The sequence below is a fragment of the Mycolicibacterium tokaiense genome, assembly GCF_010725885.1.
In the GTDB taxonomy this organism is placed as follows: Bacteria; Actinomycetota; Actinomycetes; order Mycobacteriales; family Mycobacteriaceae; genus Mycobacterium; species Mycobacterium tokaiense.
Window position 1 is genome coordinate 3,574,065 of the sequence record NZ_AP022600.1, and the last position, 17,526, is coordinate 3,591,590.

At 68.5% G+C, this 17,526-nt stretch carries 19 protein-coding genes; 6 read left to right on the forward strand and 13 right to left on the reverse strand.

Annotation, left to right across the window (positions count from 1 at the left end; translation table 11 throughout):
• Window positions 1–3: 3 nt before the first annotated feature.
• Genes uraH through G6N58_RS17390 form a run of 3 tightly spaced genes read right to left on the reverse strand, consistent with a single transcriptional unit; the run spans window position 4 to window position 2,729 of the window.
• A complete protein-coding gene (gene uraH / locus G6N58_RS17380) occupies window positions 4–327 on the reverse strand; it encodes a hydroxyisourate hydrolase (RefSeq protein WP_115277889.1) in 324 nt (107 codons plus the stop codon).
• The gene (gene uraD, locus G6N58_RS17385; RefSeq protein WP_115277888.1) at window positions 324–824 is read right to left on the reverse strand and encodes a 2-oxo-4-hydroxy-4-carboxy-5-ureidoimidazoline decarboxylase; all 501 of its coding nucleotides are present in this window, start codon (window positions 822–824) and stop codon (window positions 324–326) included. Before uraD ends, uraH begins: the two co-directional genes overlap by 4 nt.
• On the reverse strand, window positions 825–2,729 hold the full coding sequence (locus G6N58_RS17390) for a PbuX/PucJ/PucK family nucleobase permease (protein ID WP_115277887.1): 1,905 nt from the start codon (window positions 2,727–2,729) through the stop codon (window positions 825–827).
• A gap of 33 nt (window positions 2,730–2,762) precedes the next feature.
• Between G6N58_RS17390 and G6N58_RS17395 the strand changes: the two genes are divergently transcribed.
• Complete coding sequence (locus tag G6N58_RS17395; protein ID WP_068915857.1) at window positions 2,763–3,308, forward strand: nucleotidyltransferase family protein; 546 nt, start codon at window positions 2,763–2,765, stop codon at window positions 3,306–3,308.
• A gap of 4 nt (window positions 3,309–3,312) precedes the next feature.
• Here G6N58_RS17395 and G6N58_RS17400 read toward each other — a convergent pair whose 3' ends face one another.
• The 4 genes from G6N58_RS17400 to G6N58_RS17415 all read right to left on the reverse strand — a co-directional run bounded on the left by G6N58_RS17400 (window position 3,313) and on the right by G6N58_RS17415 (window position 7,858).
• Window positions 3,313–4,305 carry a malate dehydrogenase gene (locus tag G6N58_RS17400; protein WP_115277886.1) on the reverse strand — a complete coding sequence of 331 codons (993 nt, stop codon included), beginning with the start codon at window positions 4,303–4,305 and terminating at the stop codon, window positions 3,313–3,315.
• Window positions 4,306–4,359: 54 nt separating this feature from the next.
• Window positions 4,360–4,683, reverse strand: a complete 324-nt coding sequence (locus G6N58_RS17405) for a hypothetical protein (protein WP_115281443.1) — start codon at window positions 4,681–4,683, stop codon at window positions 4,360–4,362.
• An 8-nt stretch (window positions 4,684–4,691) separates the two neighbouring features.
• Window positions 4,692–5,939, reverse strand: coding sequence for a PE-PPE domain-containing protein (locus G6N58_RS17410; protein ID WP_115277885.1), 1,248 nt, complete (start codon window positions 5,937–5,939; stop codon window positions 4,692–4,694).
• Between the two features lie 119 nt (window positions 5,940–6,058).
• On the reverse strand, window positions 6,059–7,858 hold the full coding sequence (locus tag G6N58_RS17415) for an acetyl/propionyl/methylcrotonyl-CoA carboxylase subunit alpha (protein WP_068915860.1): 1,800 nt from the start codon (window positions 7,856–7,858) through the stop codon (window positions 6,059–6,061).
• A 195-nt stretch (window positions 7,859–8,053) separates the two neighbouring features.
• Between G6N58_RS17415 and G6N58_RS17420 the strand changes: the two genes are divergently transcribed.
• Window positions 8,054–8,974, forward strand: a complete 921-nt coding sequence (locus tag G6N58_RS17420; RefSeq protein WP_115277884.1) for a hypothetical protein — start codon at window positions 8,054–8,056, stop codon at window positions 8,972–8,974.
• On the opposite strand, the gene G6N58_RS17425 is transcribed toward G6N58_RS17420, so the two are convergent.
• Genes G6N58_RS17425 through G6N58_RS17445 form a run of 5 tightly spaced genes read right to left on the reverse strand, consistent with a single transcriptional unit; the run spans window position 8,971 to window position 12,889 of the window.
• Complete coding sequence (locus tag G6N58_RS17425; RefSeq protein WP_232067907.1) at window positions 8,971–9,387, reverse strand: SufE family protein; 417 nt, start codon at window positions 9,385–9,387, stop codon at window positions 8,971–8,973. The two genes, G6N58_RS17420 and G6N58_RS17425, sit on opposite strands and share 4 nt — an antisense overlap.
• Window positions 9,384–10,271, reverse strand: coding sequence for a sulfurtransferase (locus G6N58_RS17430; RefSeq protein WP_115277882.1), 888 nt, complete (start codon window positions 10,269–10,271; stop codon window positions 9,384–9,386). The genes G6N58_RS17425 and G6N58_RS17430 overlap by 4 nt, the downstream gene beginning before the upstream one ends.
• 39 nt (window positions 10,272–10,310) lie before the next feature.
• A complete protein-coding gene (locus G6N58_RS17435) occupies window positions 10,311–10,943 on the reverse strand; it encodes a Maf family protein (protein WP_115277881.1) in 633 nt (210 codons plus the stop codon).
• Window positions 10,940–11,218, reverse strand: a complete 279-nt coding sequence (locus G6N58_RS17440; RefSeq protein WP_068915865.1) for an acyl-CoA carboxylase epsilon subunit — start codon at window positions 11,216–11,218, stop codon at window positions 10,940–10,942. Before G6N58_RS17440 ends, G6N58_RS17435 begins: the two co-directional genes overlap by 4 nt.
• Before the next feature lie 30 nt (window positions 11,219–11,248).
• Entirely contained in the window at window positions 11,249–12,889 is a 1,641-nt protein-coding gene (locus tag G6N58_RS17445) for an acyl-CoA carboxylase subunit beta (protein WP_068915866.1), read from the reverse strand.
• Window positions 12,890–13,111: 222 nt separating this feature from the next.
• On the opposite strand from G6N58_RS17445, the gene G6N58_RS17450 reads away from it, so the two are divergent.
• Window positions 13,112–14,542, forward strand: coding sequence for an exopolysaccharide biosynthesis polyprenyl glycosylphosphotransferase (locus G6N58_RS17450; RefSeq protein ID WP_115277880.1), 1,431 nt, complete (start codon window positions 13,112–13,114; stop codon window positions 14,540–14,542).
• A gap of 50 nt (window positions 14,543–14,592) precedes the next feature.
• The gene (locus G6N58_RS17455; protein WP_068915869.1) at window positions 14,593–15,111 is read left to right on the forward strand and encodes a PH domain-containing protein; all 519 of its coding nucleotides are present in this window, start codon (window positions 14,593–14,595) and stop codon (window positions 15,109–15,111) included.
• Here the strand turns inward: G6N58_RS17455 and G6N58_RS17460 are convergent, their stop codons facing one another.
• A complete protein-coding gene (locus G6N58_RS17460) occupies window positions 15,112–15,708 on the reverse strand; it encodes a GtrA family protein (RefSeq protein WP_232067908.1) in 597 nt (198 codons plus the stop codon).
• A 104-nt stretch (window positions 15,709–15,812) separates the two neighbouring features.
• On the opposite strand from G6N58_RS17460, the gene G6N58_RS17465 reads away from it, so the two are divergent.
• Together G6N58_RS17465 and purE are read left to right on the forward strand one after the other, a co-directional pair.
• The gene (locus G6N58_RS17465; RefSeq protein ID WP_115277879.1) at window positions 15,813–17,012 is read left to right on the forward strand and encodes a 5-(carboxyamino)imidazole ribonucleotide synthase; all 1,200 of its coding nucleotides are present in this window, start codon (window positions 15,813–15,815) and stop codon (window positions 17,010–17,012) included.
• Complete coding sequence (purE, locus tag G6N58_RS17470; protein ID WP_163908220.1) at window positions 17,012–17,524, forward strand: 5-(carboxyamino)imidazole ribonucleotide mutase; 513 nt, start codon at window positions 17,012–17,014, stop codon at window positions 17,522–17,524. The genes G6N58_RS17465 and purE overlap by 1 nt, the downstream gene beginning before the upstream one ends.
• Window positions 17,525–17,526 lie beyond the last annotated feature (2 nt).

Consider the following 17,526-nt stretch of genomic DNA (forward strand, 5'->3'; position numbering starts at 1 on the left):
GGCTCAGCTTCCGCGGTAGGTGGAGTAGGCGTACGGCGAGAGCAGCAGCGGTACGTGATATTTGGCTGCGGCGTCGGTGATCTCGAAGGAGATCACCACCTCGGGGTAGAAGCCGACCACACCTTGGGCTGCGAAATAGCTTGCGGTGTCGAAGGTCAGGCGGTACACCCCGGACAGCTCCTCGTCGGTGAGACTGGCGATCCGGCCGTCGTCATCCGTGCCGGCCTGGGCCAGGATGGCGCCCGCGGAGTCGGTCAAGGTGACCGCCACCCCGGCTCCGGGCCGGCCGGTGACGGCATTGAGAACATGGGTGCTCACGTGTGTCATGACCTAGATCCTGCCTCGCTCATCAGGCGCTCGAGTCGCAGGCGGTTGATCTTGGCGAGTTCGGCGCGCATCACCCGGCGCTCGGTCTCGGGATCGTTGTCCAGCCGTTCGGTCAGGATGGCCAGCAGTTCCTCGGCCGAGCGACCGCTGGCGCACACCAGATACACGTAGCCGAACTTCTCGTCGTACGCCTTGTTCTTGAGCGCCAGCTGGGCCTTGACGTCGTCACCGGCGGTGGTCACCGCAGCCTGCTCGCGGGCGGACGACGGGTTGTCCACTGCGGCGCCGATCCGGGGGTGGCCGTCGAGTGCCGCATCGATCTCGGCGTCGGGCAGCTCGGCCAGCACCCGGTCGGCCCGGTCCAACAGCGCGTCGACGCTGCGAAAAGGTGCGCCCGCCAGAACACGACGGGCCCAGATCGTGGAGCTGCACACCCCGAAGAGCAGGTGCATCCGCTGCCGGTCGGTCAGGGCGTTGAAGTCTTCCAGGCTCGGCATCTACTGCAACTCGTTGAGCCGGCTGAACCGCGCGGCCGCAATGGGATTGGCATCGGCCACCAGATCGGTGAACCGGTAGTTGGCGATCTTCTCCACCTCGATCAGTGCGAAGGCGCGTTCGGCCGCCGGGGAATTGTCGATCCGAGACCATCCGTTCTTGAGCACCCGGTCGAAGTGCTCGGTCTCCCGGGCACAGATGATCAAAGGGAAACCGAAGTGTTCACGATAGGCGGCGGCCAGCTGCACCACGTCATTGTGGTCGCTCTCATCGAGATTGGACAATGCGACGTGATCGACGGCCAGGGCGGCCCCGGTGTCGTCCTCGGCCCCCAGGTCCGGGAAGGCGTTGAGTAGCTCGAGCTGCTGGTCGCCGGTGCCGGTGAGCACCGCGTCCTGGAACGCTTCGCGCAGCGCCCTGGTGGTGGCAAAGGGCCGCTGGCTGTAGGCCCGCTCGATCGCCCAGGGGACGTCCTGCACCACGTGACCGAACACCTCGGTGAAGCGTTGCGCGGTCATCGCATTCACTTCGTCGAGGGTGATGGAGCCGCCGCCGGCAACCCGGGCGCCGAGGCCGCCGGTGTGGAAGAACACGATGTTCAACACGATCGCCGTGACGGCGCCGATGCTGATGCCGGAGCCGAAGATCAGATCCAGCCCGGTGGGCATGGCCGAGGCGATGTCGGGATACGCCGTGACCCACAGGGCCAGCGCCAGGCTGGTGGTCACGATGATCAGGTTGCGGTGATCGGTGAAGTCGACCTTGCCCAGGGTCTGGATGCCGACGACCGCGACGGTCGCGAACAGCGTCAGTGCCGCGCCACCGAGCACCGGGTTGGGGATGGAGGCGACGATGGCGGCCACCTTGGGCAGGAAGCCCAGCAGGATCATGAAAACCCCGGCCGCGGCGACCACCCAGCGGCTACGCACGCCGGTGAGGCGGACCAGGCCGACGTTCTCGGAGAATGCGGTGTAGGGGAAGGAATTGAAGACACCGCCGATGGTGGTGGCCAGTCCATCGGCGCGCAGCATCCGGCCGATGTCGGCGGCCTTGATGCGCTTGCCGACGATCTCGCCGGTGGCGATGGTGGAGCCGGTCGACTCCACGGCGGTGATCAGCAGGACGATGATCATGGTCAGGCAGGCCACGAAGTCGAACTTGGGCAGCCCGAACAGGAACGGCGGTGTGAAGCCCACGGCGGCCGCCTCGCCCACCCGGTCGAAGTTCATGTCGCCGAGGGCGTAGGCGACGGTGCAGCCGATCACCAGACCCAGCAGGACGGCGATGGTGGCCAGGAACCCGCGGAACAGTCGCTGAATCGCCACGATCACGGCGATGGTGCCCAGGGCGTACAGCAGCCAGCGCAGGTTGGTCGGGTCCGGTTCATGGGTGGTCGGATTGGTGACCGCGTCCATCGCGCCCACGGGGACCAAGCACAGGCCGATGATGGTGATCAGCGTCCCGGTGACCACCGGCGGGAAGAACTTGAGCAGCTTGATGAACACCGGTGCGATCAGGAAGGTGAAGACACCCGCGACGATCACCGCGCCGTAAACGTAGACCATGCTGGCCGAGCCGCCGCCGTTCGCCAGTCCGATCGCGATGATGGGGGACACCCCTGCGAAGGTGACGCCCTGCAGCAGCGGCAGCCGCACCCCCACCTTCCAGAAGCCGACGGCTTGGATGATGGAGGCGATGCCGCAGGTGAACAGGTCTGCGGTGATCAGCATGACCAGCTCTTGTTCGGACAACCCCACCGCGCCGGCGATGATGATGGGCACCAGCACCGCGCCGGCGTAGAACGCCACGACATGCTGGAAGCCGTAGGTGGCCAACTTGGGGACCGGCAGCAGCTCGTCGACAGGGTGGACGCGCTTGCCTGTGGTCGGTTTCGCCGGGGCGGACATCGTGCAAGTTTCCGGCAGTCCGACAATGTTCGCATGTCGAGCGACGCGCGGGTGACCGGAGTGGTGCTGGCGGCCGGCGCGGGCACGCGCTTCGGCATGCCGAAAGTGCTTGCTGCGCAGGGTGCGTGGCTGCGCCAGGCCATTTCGGCGCTGGCGGGGGGCGGCTGCGACGACGTGGTGGTGGTTCTGGGGGCGGCGGTGGTGGACGTGCCCGCTCCGGCCCGTGCGGTACTGGCGCCGGACTGGTCCGACGGCATGAGTGCCTCGCTGCGGGCCGGTCTGGCCGCTGCGGCCGGGGCCCGGGGGGTGGTGTTGCACCTGGTGGACACCCCCGACGTCGGCGCCGACGTCGTGCGCCGCGTGCTGGCCTCCGATGCGGAGCTGGCGCGCGCGGTCTATCGCGGCCGTCCCGGACATCCGGTCTACATCGGGGCGGCGCACTGGCCGGCGCTGGTGGCCGGTCTGGTCGGGGACCAGGGGGCGCGGGCGTTCCTGTCCGGCCGGCAGGACGTGGTCACCGTCGAATGCGGGGACCTGGCGACCGGTGCCGACATCGACACCCCCGAGGCGATGCGCTGAGCGCTCAGCGGGGCAGCAACCCGAGCGCCCGCACCGCGTCCCGTTCGTCGCGCAGCTCGGCCACCGAGGCGTCGATGCGGGTGCGCGAGAACGGATTGATGTCCAGACCCTCGACGATCTGCCAGCGACCGTCTGCCGCGCGGCACGGGAACGAACAGACCAGACCCTCGTCGACGCCGTAGGCCCCGGGGGAGGGCAGCGCCACCGACGTCCAGTCCCCGGCCGGGGTGCCGTGCACCCAGTCGTCGATGTGGTCGATGGCACCGTTGGCCGCCGATGCCGCCGAACTGGCTCCGCGGGCCTCGATGATCGCGGTACCGCGGCGCGCCACAGTGGGAATGAAATCGTCCGTCAGCCAATGGGTGTCGGCGGCGTAGTCGGCCCCGGACCGACCGCCGACGGTGGCGTGGAAGATGTCCGGGTACTGCGTGGGGGAATGATTGCCCCAGATCGTCATCTGCGTGATCTCGGTGACCGGCACCCGGGCATGCCGGGCCATGGCGGCGATGGCCCGATTGTGGTCCAGGCGGGTCAAGGCGGTGAACCGGTCGGCCGGGATGTCGGGGGCGTGGGCTGCCGCGACCAGTGCGTTGGTGTTGGCGGGATTGCCCACCACCAGGACCCGCACGTCGGCGCCCGCGCCGGCGTTCAGGGCCCGGCCCGCGGTCGCGAAGATCTCGGCGTTGGCCGACAGCAGATCCGCGCGTTCCATGCCCTTGGTGCGCGGGCGGGCGCCGATCAGCAACGCGACGTCCACCCCGTCGAACGCGCGCACCGGATCGTCATGGATCTCGGTGCCCACCAACAGCGGAAACGCCCCGTCATCGAGTTCCATCACCACACCCTCGGAGGCACGAACGGCAGCCGGGAGCTCCACCAGCCGCAGCACCACCGGGGTGTCGTGGCCGAGCATGGCGCCCGCGGCGATGCGGAACAGGGCGGCGTAGCCGATGCTGCCTGCTGCGCCGGTGACGGCAACGATCTGGGGGCGGGGCATCTGCGACTCCTGCGGCTGGGGACGGGCTCGGCCGCCAGTCTGGCATTGCGCCGGTCAGGGCAGCCCCAGTGCCCCCGTCGCGAACCGGCGTACCGCGTGCTCGGCGGTGGTCAGCGCCGCCTGGTGGCCGGTGCGGGCCCGCGCGGTGATGCGGCCGTCGGCCGGGTCGAGCACCACCTCGGCCAGCATCTCGCCTGTGGTGGGCTCGCTCACCGCCCAGGTGAACCGGCGCTCGTCGAGCCAGTCGCGGGTGCACCGGGCGACGTACTCCGGGTCTGGCTCACCGAGGGCCGCCAGCGCCGGGCGGTCGTCCACCCGGTCGTCGGCCCGCAGTGCACGCAGATACCAACTGCCGGCGTTGATCTCGACGGGCTCCACGTCGGCCATTATGCGGCGTCGGCGGGCGACAGCTGCGGGATGTCCCGGTCGTGTGTCGCGGAGGCATCAGCATCGGCATCGGCCGTCTTCTCGGTCTCTTGAGTTTCTGCTGCATCTTCGGTTTCTGCGGTGTCCTGGGTGTCTGCGTCTTCGGTCTCGGCGGGGGAGTCTTCGCTGTCTTCTGCGGCGGGTTGCTCGGACGAACCGGGCTCGCCCTCGGTGTCTGTCTCGTCGTCGTGGCGATCCTCGGGACCGGTGTCCTCGGGCTCTGCGTCCGGTTCGGGTGAATCCGAATGTGCAGTCCTCTCAGCCACTTTCGCGACGTCGAGGGCCGGGACGACACCGACCGGAACCTTCTCGCCCACCGGCACATCGCGGCGGTAGCCCAGATCCACCAACGCCTTCAGTGCAGGCTCCAGCAGTTTCAGTGGGGGTTCCAGCACCGGGCGCAGCACCGGAACGTGCTCGATGAGTTGGTACACCGGCATCAGCAACGGCAGGTGAGGTGCGGCGATGGTGACGAAGCGGACGCCGGTCTCCTCGTCGACGTAGGTCATGTTCGGATCGTCGATGACCTCGCCCAGATCGGCATGCTGATAATCCAGATGCAGGTAGTACCAGCCCAGCGCGGCGTTGAGTGCGGTCAGCGGCAGCAGGGGGTACGCCGGGAAGTCGGAGATCGGATCGTATTCGTAGGCGATGTCGGTCACCGGGAAGTCGGTGTCCGGCAGCGGCCCGCGCACACCCAGCCAGCCAGTCACCGTCGGAAATCGTTCCAGCACACCGCCGTTGCCGCGATACGGTCCGCCGATCAGGATGAACTCCAGCTGCTCCGGACTCAACAGGCCACTCTGTGCCGCGATCTCGTGTGCCGCCACGAGGGCGCCTGAGGAGTAGCCGGCCACAACAAGCTTGTCGAGGTCGTCCTCGTCGTCGACGTCGCTGTAACGATCGATCGCGGCATGCAGTTTGGCGATGCCGTCGTTCTGGGATGCCGTGTAGCCGGGGAAGAGACCGAACGAGTCGGCCCGCCACGGCACCCGAACCACGTCGTAGCCCGGGAAACCGAAATTGGGATCAGCGGGGTCGAAGTAGTGGTCCAGATCCTTCTCGACGCCGTTGGCGGTGGGGTTCAGGTTGCCCGGAACCAGCAGAACGGTCCGCGCGGCCAATCGCAGTTGGGGCGCTGGCACGGGTGCCAGCGCCACGCAGACGGCGGTGGCGACCGCGAACATTGACGCCTGGATCGGCCGCATCAGCGCCCCCCTCGATGATCCGGACGGCCAACGTTACAGGTGGGGGTGCCTGCAGGTGGCGTTCTGACCAGAACGGCCGCCCCGGGTGGGAGCGGCCGTCTCGGTGGTGCGGGGGAGGATCAATCCTTGAGTTCAGCCAGGACGGTGCCCTGGGTGACGGCGGCGCCCGCTTCCACGGACAGGCCGGTCACCGTGCCGTCCTTGTGCGCCGTCACCGGGTTCTCCATCTTCATGGCCTCGAGCACCACGATCAGGTCGCCCGCGGACACCTGCTGGCCCTCTTCGACGGCCACCTTGACCACGGTGCCCTGCATGGGAGCGGTGACCGAATCGCCGGACGCCGCGGCACCACCACCGGCACCGCGCTTGCGGGGCTTGGGCTTCTTGCGGATCACACCGCTGCCGCCGGCCGGCGCACCGCCGCCGATGGCGAGATCGCCGGGCAGCGACACCTCGACGCGACGCCCGCCGACCTCGACGACGACCGTCTGGCGCGGGGTGGCCTCCTCCTCGTCGACCGCGCCGCCACCGGTGAACGGTTCGACGGTGTTGTCCCACTCGGTCTCGATCCAGCGGGTGTGCACGGTGAAGCCGTTCTCGTCACCGATGAACGCCGGATCGGACACCACGGCACGGTGGAACGGAATGACGGTGGCAAGGCCCTCGACGGTGAACTCGGCCAGCGCCCGACGGGAGCGCTCCAACGCCTCCTCGCGGGTGGCGCCGGTGACGATCAGCTTGGCCAGCATCGAGTCGAACTGGCCGCCGATCACCGATCCGGTCTCCACGCCGGAATCCAGGCGGACGCCGGGGCCGGTGGGCGGGACGAAGTTGGTGACCGGGCCGGGGGCGGGCAGGAAGCCGCGGCCGGCGTCCTCGCCGTTGATCCGGAACTCGAAGGAGTGCCCGCGTGGGGTCGGATCCTCGGTGATCTCCAGGGGCAGGCCGTTGGCGATGCGGAACTGCTGGCGCACCAGGTCGATGCCCGAGGTCTCTTCGGTGACCGGGTGTTCCACCTGCAGGCGGGTGTTGACCTCGAGGAAGGAGATGAGCCCGTCCTGGCCCACCAGGTACTCCACGGTGCCCGCGCCGTAGTAGCCGGCCTCTTTGCAGATGCGCTTGGCGGACTCGTGGATCTCCTTGCGCTGCGCGTCGGTCAGGAACGGCGCCGGGGCCTCCTCGACGAGCTTCTGGAAGCGACGCTGCAGCGAGCAGTCGCGGGTGCCTGCGACCACGACGTTGCCGTGGGTGTCGGCGATGACTTGGGCCTCGACGTGGCGCGGCTTGTCCAGGTAACGCTCGACGAAGCATTCGCCGCGACCGAAGGCCGCCACGGCCTCACGGGTGGCCGAGTCGAACAACTCGGGGATCTCTTCGAGGGTGCGGGCGACCTTCATGCCGCGGCCGCCGCCACCGAAGGCTGCCTTGATGGCGATCGGCAGGCCGTGCTCCTTGGCGAACGCCAGGATCTCGTCGGCGTCCTTGACCGGGTCCGGGGTGCCGGGCACCAGGGGGGCGTCGGCGCGCGCGGCGATGTGGCGGGCGGTGACCTTGTCGCCGAGGTCGCGGATGGACTGCGGGCTGGGCCCGATCCAGATCAGCCCTGCGTCCAGCACAGCCTGGGCGAAGTCCGCGTTCTCGGACAGGAAGCCGTAGCCGGGATGGATGGCGTTGGCGCCGGACTTCTCGGCGGCCTCGAGCAGCTTCTCGAACACCAGGTAGGACTCGGCGGAGGTCTGCCCGCCGAGGGCGAAGGCCTCGTCGGCCAGGCGCACGTGGGGGGCGTCGGCGTCGGGCTCCGCGTATACGGCGACGCTTGCCAGGCCGGCATCCTTGGCTGCACGAATCACCCGGACCGCGATTTCGCCGCGGTTGGCAACGAGAACTTTGGAGATGCTCGAACTGGCGTGACTGGGCACTACGCCTCCTGGGGGTCAAGTCTGTCGGTCGGTCAACGGCCGTCTCTAAGAAACGTCTTTAAGAATCTATCCGGCAGTTTAAAGGCCGCACCTGTTGGCTGGTGGAGGCGGTGCCGGTTACTTGAAAGTAAGTTACGTCGGGCGTTGTCAGAGGGCTGCGCGGCCGCGGCCCGGCATTCCCGCTACCGTCGACGGATGGGGGTCGCACGGGTGCTCACCGCGTTGATCCTGACGGTCGCCCTGGGGGCCTGCTCCGAGCGCGTCGTCGCCGGCACCGCGACGAAGCCGGCACAGGAGAAGGCGCCGCATGGTGCTGACCGGTCACTGTCACCGCTACCGGTAATCGGCTACGTCGCCACACCGACGGCAGGCGGTACCGACATCGACGTCTACTATCTCGCGCCGGCGGACTCGGTGCCCAGGGCGGTGGCTTCCATGACCGACGACTCCTGCGTGTCGCTGCCGGACATCGTGTCCGGCGATGACGGGCGCATCGAGATCAGCGTGCGGCTGATGCGGCCGAGCAGCGCCGGTGCCCCGAATTTCCCGGCGTGCCAAATGGCCGGTCAGTACACGGTCAGACGCCAGGAATGGGGGCCGTTCGCCCGCGTCGGCCAGGTGGTCACCGATTCGCCGATCGCCACCACGGGCAACGAGATGACCAAGCCCGCTGCGCCGGGGAACGTGGTGCCGCGCCTGGACGGTCTGCCGCCGACTGACACTTTCACCGGCAGTGACCGCGGCCTGCTGCCGATCCGCGACTACAGCGTCTCCGAGGACGGATATCTCGACATCACCTATCTGAGTCCACGGGTCCCCGGCGCCGCCGCGGGTTCACACACCCCGGGTTGCCGCGACACCCGCATGCACTCCGGGATCGAGAGCAACCGCATCACCGTCAACGTGCGGCTCGGCTGGACCGACGGTGGCGGCCGCTACACCGAGGCCGACAGTGCGCTCTGCCGCAACGAGGGGCCGTGGGCGACAGTCCGCACGTTGATGTGGATCAAGGTCGGTGCAGACCCGCTCGTGCTCACCGACGGACCCATCGTCGACGCAGCGGGTGCGGTGGTGGTGCCGGCCGCTGCCGGCAATCGGGTGCCCGAGCGCGCCTAAACGTCGCGCAGCCGCCGCTTGATCCGCGCCAGCATCGCCGACATGCCGCGCAACCGCAGCGGGCTGATCAGCGACGCCAGCCCCAGCTCGGAGTAGAAGTCATCCGGCACCGCCAAGATGGCCTCGCGGCTCTGACCGTCCAGGCCGGTGGCCAGGATGGAGGCGAAACCGCGGGTGGTCGGCGCCTCGGCCGGGGCGCTGAAGAACAACCGCACCTGATTCGGGTCGGCGGCGTCGACATGCAGGAACAGCGGCGACTGGCATTCCGGCACCGGTTCCATGGCCGCCTCTTCCAGGTCGGCGGGCAACTCTGGGAGGTCCTGGGCGAACTCCAGCAGCAGCTGCAGCTTGTCCTGACCCTGCACCTCGGCGAAGTCGGACACCACCTCGGCCAGCGGCGCGGGCAGCGTCACGCTTCTCCTGGCGCGTCCCCCGACACGATGGGCACCCGCACGGTGTTGCCCCATTCGGTCCAGGACCCGTCGTAGTTGCGGACGTTCTCCACACCCAGCAGGTGGGTGAGCACGAACCAGGTGTGGCTGGAGCGCTCACCGATGCGGCAGTAGGCGATGACAGGCTTGCCGGCCTCGCCGACGAAGCTGTAGATCTCGTCGAGCTCGGCGCGGCTGCGGAAGCGCGAGTGGTCGTCGGCGGCCTTGGCCCACGGAACCGACACCGCGGTGGGGATGTGGCCGCCGCGCAGGGCGCCTTCCTCCGGGTAGTCGGGCATGTGGGTGCGCTCGCCGGTGTACTCCTGCGGGGAGCGCACGTCGATCAGCGTCTCGGTGCCCAGCGTGGCGAGCACGTCCTCCTTGAACGCACGGATGGCGGCGTCGTTGCGTTCCACCACCGGGTAGCCGGTGGCCGAACGCGTCGGCACGTCCAGGGTGGTGTCGCGGCCGTCGGAGATCCACAGGTCGCGTCCGCCGTTGAGCAGCCGGACGTCCTCGTGGCCGAAGAGCGTGAAGACCCACAGGGCGTAGGCCGCCCACCAGTTGCTCTTGTCGCCGTAGATCACCACGGTGTCGTCGCGCGAAATGCCTTTGCGGTTCATCAGTTCCGCGAACTGTTCCCCGGTGATGTAATCGCGCACCTCGGGGTCGTTGAGGTCGGTGTGCCAGTCGATCTTGACCGCGCCGGGGATGTGGCCGATGTCGTAGAGCAGCACGTCTTCGTCGGACTCGACGATGGCCAGGCCCTTGGTGCCCAAGTGCGCCGACAACCAGTCAGCGGTCACGAGGCGCTCGGGGTGGGCGTAGTCCTTGAGCTTGGGGCTGGGATCTGCTGGAAGCGGCACGCGTCGAGCCTACCGGTCGCCCACCCGGTACATGTGCGCTCAGGCGGGGTTGGCGGCCCACAGTGACGCAACGGACACACCGAGGTCAGCCAGCATCCGTCGCAGCAGCGGCAGGCTCAGCCCGATCACGTTCGACGGGTCGCCCTCGATGCGGTCGACGAACCAGCCGCCCCGCCCGTCGAGGGTAAAGGACCCCGCCACGAACAGCGGTTCGCCGCCGGCGATGTAGGCGTCCAGATCCGCGGGCGGCGGTTGGCCGAAATGCACTGTGGTGCAGCCAGATTCGGCAGCCTCACGCCGGGTTCCCGCGGTGCTGCGGATGACGCAGTGGCCCGTGAGCAGCTCGCCGCTGCGCCCGGCCATCGCCGCCCACTGGGTGTGAGCGGCCGCGGCGCTGCCGGGTTTGCCGCGCAGCTCACCGTCGAGCAGCAGCATCGAATCGCAGCCGACCACAACACAATCGGCTGCGATGTCCGCGGGCAGCCGGGCCATCACGTCGTGAGCCTTCGCAACGGCCAGGGCCGTCACCACCTCGGCAGGGGCCGCGTCCGGCATGCCGGCGATGATCGCGTCCTCGTCCACGCCCGAGACCACCACCTGCGGCGCAACCCCGGACTGGTTGAGCACCGCGCGGCGTCCCGAGGACGCCGACGCGAGCACCAGTCGCGTCATCGGCGCATGTGCGTCCGCTCCAGCAGGGTGACCCGCTGCCAGCTCGTCAGGTGGTAGCGCAACTTGTCCACCGGATGGCCCCATGGATTGAGCTCCTGAGGGCCGGGTTCGCCGGTGCCGCCGCCGGCGGCGGTGAGCACCGCCACCAGCGCGGCGATCTCCTCGTCGGAGGGCTCTCCCTTGACGATCCTGATCTCCGTCTGCGGCGGCGCGGGATCGTCGATGGTCATGTCCCGCGGGTCACTGACCTCGGTGATGTCGACGTGTTGAGACAAAGTGGCTCCGTTTTCGAAATCGACGAGGGGTCAGAGCGGGATGTTGCCGTGCTTTTTCGGCGGCAGCTGGGAGATCTTGCGCTCCAGCAGACGCAGCGCGGTACCGATGTAGCCGCGGGTGTGGCTGGGCGGGATCACCGCGTCGACGTAGCCGCGCTCGGCGGCCACGTACGGGTTGACCAAGGTGTCCTCGTAGGTCTGCTGCAGTTCCAGGCGCAGCGCGTCGACGTCGGCGCCCTCGGCGGCTGCGTCCTTGAGTTCCTTGCGGTAGACGAAGCCCACCGCGCCGGAGGCGCCCATCACGGCGATCTGGGCGGTGGGCCAGGCCACCACCACGTCCGCGCCCATGTCCTTGGAGCCCATGACGCAGTACGCACCGCCGTAGGACTTGCGTGTGATGACGGTGACCTTCGCGACGGTGGCCTCGCCATAGGCGTACAGCAGCTTGGCGCCACGGCGGATGATGCCGTTGAACTCCTGGTCGGTGCCGGGCAGGAAGCCAGGCACGTCGACCAGCAGCACGATCGGGATGTTGAAGCAGTCACACGTCCGGATGAACCGGGCTGCCTTCTCCGAGGCATTGATGTCCAGGCAGCCGGCGAACTGGGTGGGCTGGTTGGCCACGATGCCCACCGGACGTCCGTCGACTCGGCCGAAGCCCACCAGGATGTTGCCCGCGTAGCCGGCCTGCACCTCGAGGAACTCGTCGTCGTCGAGGATGCGCGTGATGACCTCGTGCATGTCGTACGGCTGGTTCGGCGAATCCGGGATGAGGGTGTCGAGCTCGACATCCTCATCGGTGAGGTTGTCCTCGACTGCGCCGGGATGCGGCGGCGCCGGGTAGCGCGGCGGCTCGGCGTAGTTGTTGGGGGGCAGGTAGCTCAGCAGGTCCCGCACGTAGTCGAAGGCATCTTGCTCACCTGAGGCGACGTAGTGCGCGGTGCCGGACTTGGCCATGTGGGTGTGGGCGCCGCCGAGTTCCTCCATGGTGACGTCCTCACCGGTGACCGTCTTGATGACGTCCGGGCCGGTGATGAACATCTGGCTGGTCTGGTCGACCATGATGACGAAGTCGGTCAGCGCGGGGGAGTAGACGTGCCCACCGGCCGCGGCGCCCATGATGAGCGAGATCTGCGGGATGACGCCGGAGGCCTTGATGTTGTTGTGGAAGATCTTGCTGTACAGGCCGAGCGAGACCACACCCTCCTGGATGCGGGCGCCCGCGCCGTCGTTGATGCCGATCAGCGGGCGGCCGGTCTTGATGGCCAGCTCCTGCACCTTGACGATCTTCTCGCCGTAGACCTCGCCGAGGCTGCCGCCGAAGACGGTGGCGTCCTGGCTGAAGACGCACACTTCGCGGCCGTCGATGGTGCCGTAGCCGGTCACCACGCCGTCGCCCACCGGTCGGTTCTTCTCCAACCCGAAGTTCGTGCTGCGGTGCCGGGCCAGCGCGTCGAGTTCGACGAACGAGCCTTCGTCGAGCAGGGCGAAGATGCGCTCACGGGCGGTGAGCTTGCCCTTCGCGTGCACCTTCTCGACCGCGGCCTCGCCGACCGGGTGCGCAGCTTCCTCGACCCGCTTGCGCAGGTCGGCGAGCTTGCCCGCTGTGGTGTGGATATCGACCTTGCTGTCTGCAGGAACCCCGGCGTCCGGCTCGGTAACACTCGTCATGGGATCCGATGTTATCGGCTGCGTTCTTAGAATTCCGCCAGGGTTGCGTTGAACCTCCCCCGCGGGGTGTCGGGCCGCGGCTCACGCATTCCAGAGATCTCCGCTTCGACATTTGCTACAGTCCGCGGTACGGGTGAGTGAAAATGGTTGCTGCCTGGTATTTCATGATAGATTCATCCGGCGATGTGGTGATTGCTGGCGGAATTGCCCCGGGGGGGCGCTGTGAGTGTTGCTGATCCGGCAGCGGGTGCACTGGCCGGCGCTGCCGGGCGCGGAACGGATTCAGGAGCGTGGCGCGGCCGGTACCGCCGACGGCTCTTCTACATCGATGCCGGGGCCGTCGCAGCATCGGTCCTGATCGCCCAGTGGCTGCGTTTCGGCGTCTGGCCGGGCAGCGGTGACCGCGGGTTCGCCGACTACAACCTGGTGTCGCCGGCTGTTGCCACCGCCTGGATGCTGTCGCTGGCGATCAATCGGGCCCGGTCCCCGCGCGTCATCGGAGCAGGTCTGGAGGAGTACCGCCGGGTGGTGGTGGCCACGCTGGCGGTGTTCGGCGCCATCGCCGTCGTGTCAATGCTGCTGAAACTCGAGATCGCCCGGGGATACCTGGTGCTCATGCTGCCCCTCGGACTGTCGGGGCTCTTGACGGGCCGGTACGTCGCGCGCCGCCTGGTCCGGCGAGCGCGGCTGCACCATGGCCGGTGCCGGACACGAGTTCTGGTGGTGGGCAACCCCGGCGCGGTCCGGGACCTGGCCGTCAACATGGTCATCGACGCCGAGGCCGGCTTCGACGTGGTGGCCGCGTGCGTCCCGGGACAGCAGGGCGGCCGGTTCATCGACGGCCGATTCATCGAGGTGCCGGGCCACCCCCCGATACCGGTGCGGGGCGACGTCGACAACGTCATCGACGTCGTCGTCGAAGCGGACTGCGGAGCCGTGGCCCTGGTCGCCACCGATCGCCTCGACGCACAGAACATCCGGGCGCTGTCCTGGCAGTTGGAGACCCTCGAGGTCGATCTCATGGTCGCTCCGGGCGTGGTGGACGTGTCGGGAACGCGGCTGACGCTCAAGCCGGTCGCCGGGTTGCCGCTCATCCACGTGGAGAAACCGCAGTACAGCGGCGCGCAGCGATTCCAGAAGCGGGCGTTCGACCTGGTGGTCGCGACCGCGGTTCTGGTGCTCTCCAGCCCGCTGCTGCTCGGGGTGGTGCTCGCACTCACTGTGACCAGCGCCGGGCCGGTGTTGCAGCGCTCGGAACGCATCGGGCTCGACGGAGAGCCCTTCGAGATGCTGGAATTCCGCACCGGCTCCGACGGCGATGCGCGGCTCACATCGCTGGGCCGGCTGCTGCGTCGATTCCGCCTCGACACGCTGCCGCAATTCATCAACGTGCTCCGGCGTGACATGAGTGTGGTGGGACCGCGGCCGCCGCTGGCCGACGAGGTGGCCACCTACGATGACGAGTCCCGCCGTCGACTGCTGGTGAAACCCGGCGTCACCGGGCTGTGGCAGGTGACCGGCCGGGCCGATCTGTCCTGGGACGATGCGGCACGCCTGGACCTCTTCTATGTGGAGAACTGGTCCATGACCGCCGACCTGCTGATCGTCGTCAAGACACTGCGGGCCCTGCTCGCAGGCAGCGGCGGGTCGTAGCCGTGCTTGTCCGCCGCTGCGCACGGCCATGACCTGGGTAAAGTGCCCTCGTGGGTTACCCGGATAACGTCCTGGCCAGAGACGAACAGGTGGTGCTGCACCGGCACCCGCACTGGAAGCGGCTGATCGGTCCGATCCTGGTGCTCCTGCTCGCCACCGCGCTGGCCGCCTTCGGCGCCGCCGTGGTGACCAACACCGACTGGGAACCGACCGCCAGGACCGTCGTCGCGGTGGTCATCGGGGCGGTCTGGTTGATCCTGGTGGGGTGGCTGACGATATGGCCGTTCCTCAACTGGTGGACCACACATTTCGTGATCACCGACCGCCGCGTGATGTTCCGGCACGGACTGATCACCCGCAGCGGCATCGACATCCCACTGGCCCGGGTCAACAGCGTCGAATTCCGCCATGGGCTGCTGGACCGGATCCTGCGCACGGGCACGCTCATCATCGAGTCGGCGTCCCAGGATCCGTTGGAGTTCTATGACATCCCGCGGGTGGAGCAGGTCCACTCGCTGCTGTACCACGAGGTGTTCGACACCCTGGGCTCGGAGGAGTCGCCCAGCTGATCAGGGCTGGTGCTGTCCGGGCACGCCGTGGCGCAGCTCGTATTCGTCCTCGAGCGCCTCGGCGATCCCGCCGCCGGTGAGGGTGGACTCCAACGCTTTCTCGGGGTTGCGTGCGAACTCGTCGGGGAAGACGAAACGCCGGAACGCCCAGAACCGGAACGCCATCTGCAGCAGGTTGCCGATGACGTACGCCGAGATGAAGTCGGCGATGTTCTCGACGGTCAGCGACACCTCCGGCACGCGCAGCATCAGCACGTAGCTCGAGATCCACAGCGGAGCCATCGACAGCAGGACGCCCACCGCACTGACCCCGAAGAACAGCAGGGCCTCGTGGTGGCGCTCACGGCCGCCCCGGTCGCGGAAGCTCCATTCCCGGTTCAGGATGTAGGACGCGATCACCGCGACGATGCCGGCGATGATCTTGGCGGTGACGGGCTTGGTGTCGAGCACCGTCAGCTTGAGCGTGAAGAAGATCGCCGAGTCGATGATGAACGTCGTGGCGCCGACGATGGCGAACTTGATGAGTTCGTGATGCCGTTCGGCGAACGGACGGACCGAACGCGGTAACCGCGCGATCGTTGCATCGGCGAAGGACATAAGGGTGGAGTGTACGGAGCGCTGCGCAGCGCTGGGTAATCGTCGATCATCGGTGCTGCTCACCGGCGGTGATCACCCAGCCGACGGCATGACACCATGATGGTGTGCCGAGATCTTCCCGAGATGCCCCCGTGGTCGCCATGATCGGCGGCGGTCAGCTGGCCCGGATGACCCACCAAGCCGCGATCGCTCTGGGTCAGACATTGCGCGTGCTGGCCGTCGACCCCGGCGACCCCGCCGCTCAGGTCAGTCCCGACGTGGTGCTGGGGTCCCATACCGACTTCGACGCCCTCGCCCGGGCCGCCACCGGTGCGACGGCCATGACCTTCGACCACGAGCACGTGCCCACCGAGTTGTTGGACAAGTTGGTGGCTGCCGGTGTCAACGTGGCGCCGCCGCCGCAGGCTCTGGTGCACGCGCAGGACAAACTGCTGATGCGTCAGAAGCTGAGCGCGCTCGGCGCGCCGGTCCCGCGTTTCGCCGACGTGCAGACCCCCGACGATGCTGCCGCGTTCACCGCCGAGGCCGGGGGCGCCGCGGTGCTCAAGACGGTGCGCGGCGGGTACGACGGCCGCGGCGTGCTGATGGCCGACTCCGCCGAGGACGCCCGCGCCATCGCCGAGCGCTACCTGGCCGACGGAGTTCCGGTGATGATCGAGGAGAAGGTGGCCATGCGCCGCGAGCTGGCCGCGTTGGTGGCCCGCTCACCGTTCGGTCAGGGTGCCGCCTGGCCGGTGGTCGAGACCGTGCAGCGCGACGGCATCTGCGTCGAGGTGATCGCGCCCGCACAGGATCTGCCCGACGGGCTGGGCGCCGCCGCCCAGGAACTCGGCCTCCGGTTGGCTGACGAGTTGGGGGTGGTCGGGGTGCTGGCCGTCGAGTTGTTCGAGACCCTCGACGGCGGGCTGCTGGTCAACGAATTGGCCATGCGCCCACACAATTCCGGACACTGGACCATGGACGGTTCGGTCACCAGCCAGTTCGAACAGCACCTGCGTGCGGTGCTGGACTACCCGCTGGGGGACACCGCCGCCCGTGCCTCGGTGACGGTGATGGCCAACGTGCTGGGCGCGCCGCACACGCCGACGATGAGCGTCGACGAGCGGATCCACCACCTGTTCGGCCGGCTGCCCGAGGCCAAGGTGCACATGTACGGCAAGGGTGAGCGACCGGGCCGAAAACTGGGGCACGTCAACGTCGTCGGCCTGCCGGGCCAAGATCCGGCGGACGTTCGGGAGCGCGCCGTCCGCGCCGCGCACTGGCTGTCGCACGCCGAATGGACCGACGGATGGGAAGGGCACTGATGAGCGTTGCACGTGTCGGGCTGATCATGGGCAGCGACAGCGACTGGACCGTGATGTCCGCTGCCGCCGAGGCACTGGCGGAATTCGAGATCCCCTTCGAAGCGGGCGTGGTGTCGGCGCACCGCACCCCCGCCCGCATGCTCGACTACGCGCAGTCCGCCGCCGACCGCGGAATCCAGGTCATCATCGCCGGAGCAGGGGGAGCCGCGCACCTGCCCGGCATGGTCGCCTCGGCCACGCCGTTGCCCGTGATCGGGGTGCCCGTGCCGTTGGCCCGGCTCGACGGCATGGACTCACTGCTCTCGATCGTCCAGATGCCCGCCGGGGTGCCGGTCGCTACGGTGTCGATCGGTGGTGCCCGCAACGCCGGACTGCTCGCCGCCCGCATCCTCGGCGCCTCCGACACGGCACTGCGCGCCCGGATGGTGTCTTTTCAAGCGGACCTGGAGGCCATGGTGCTGCAGAAGGACGCTGCGTTGCGCGATCGGTTGATGGGCGCCGGCGACTCTTGACG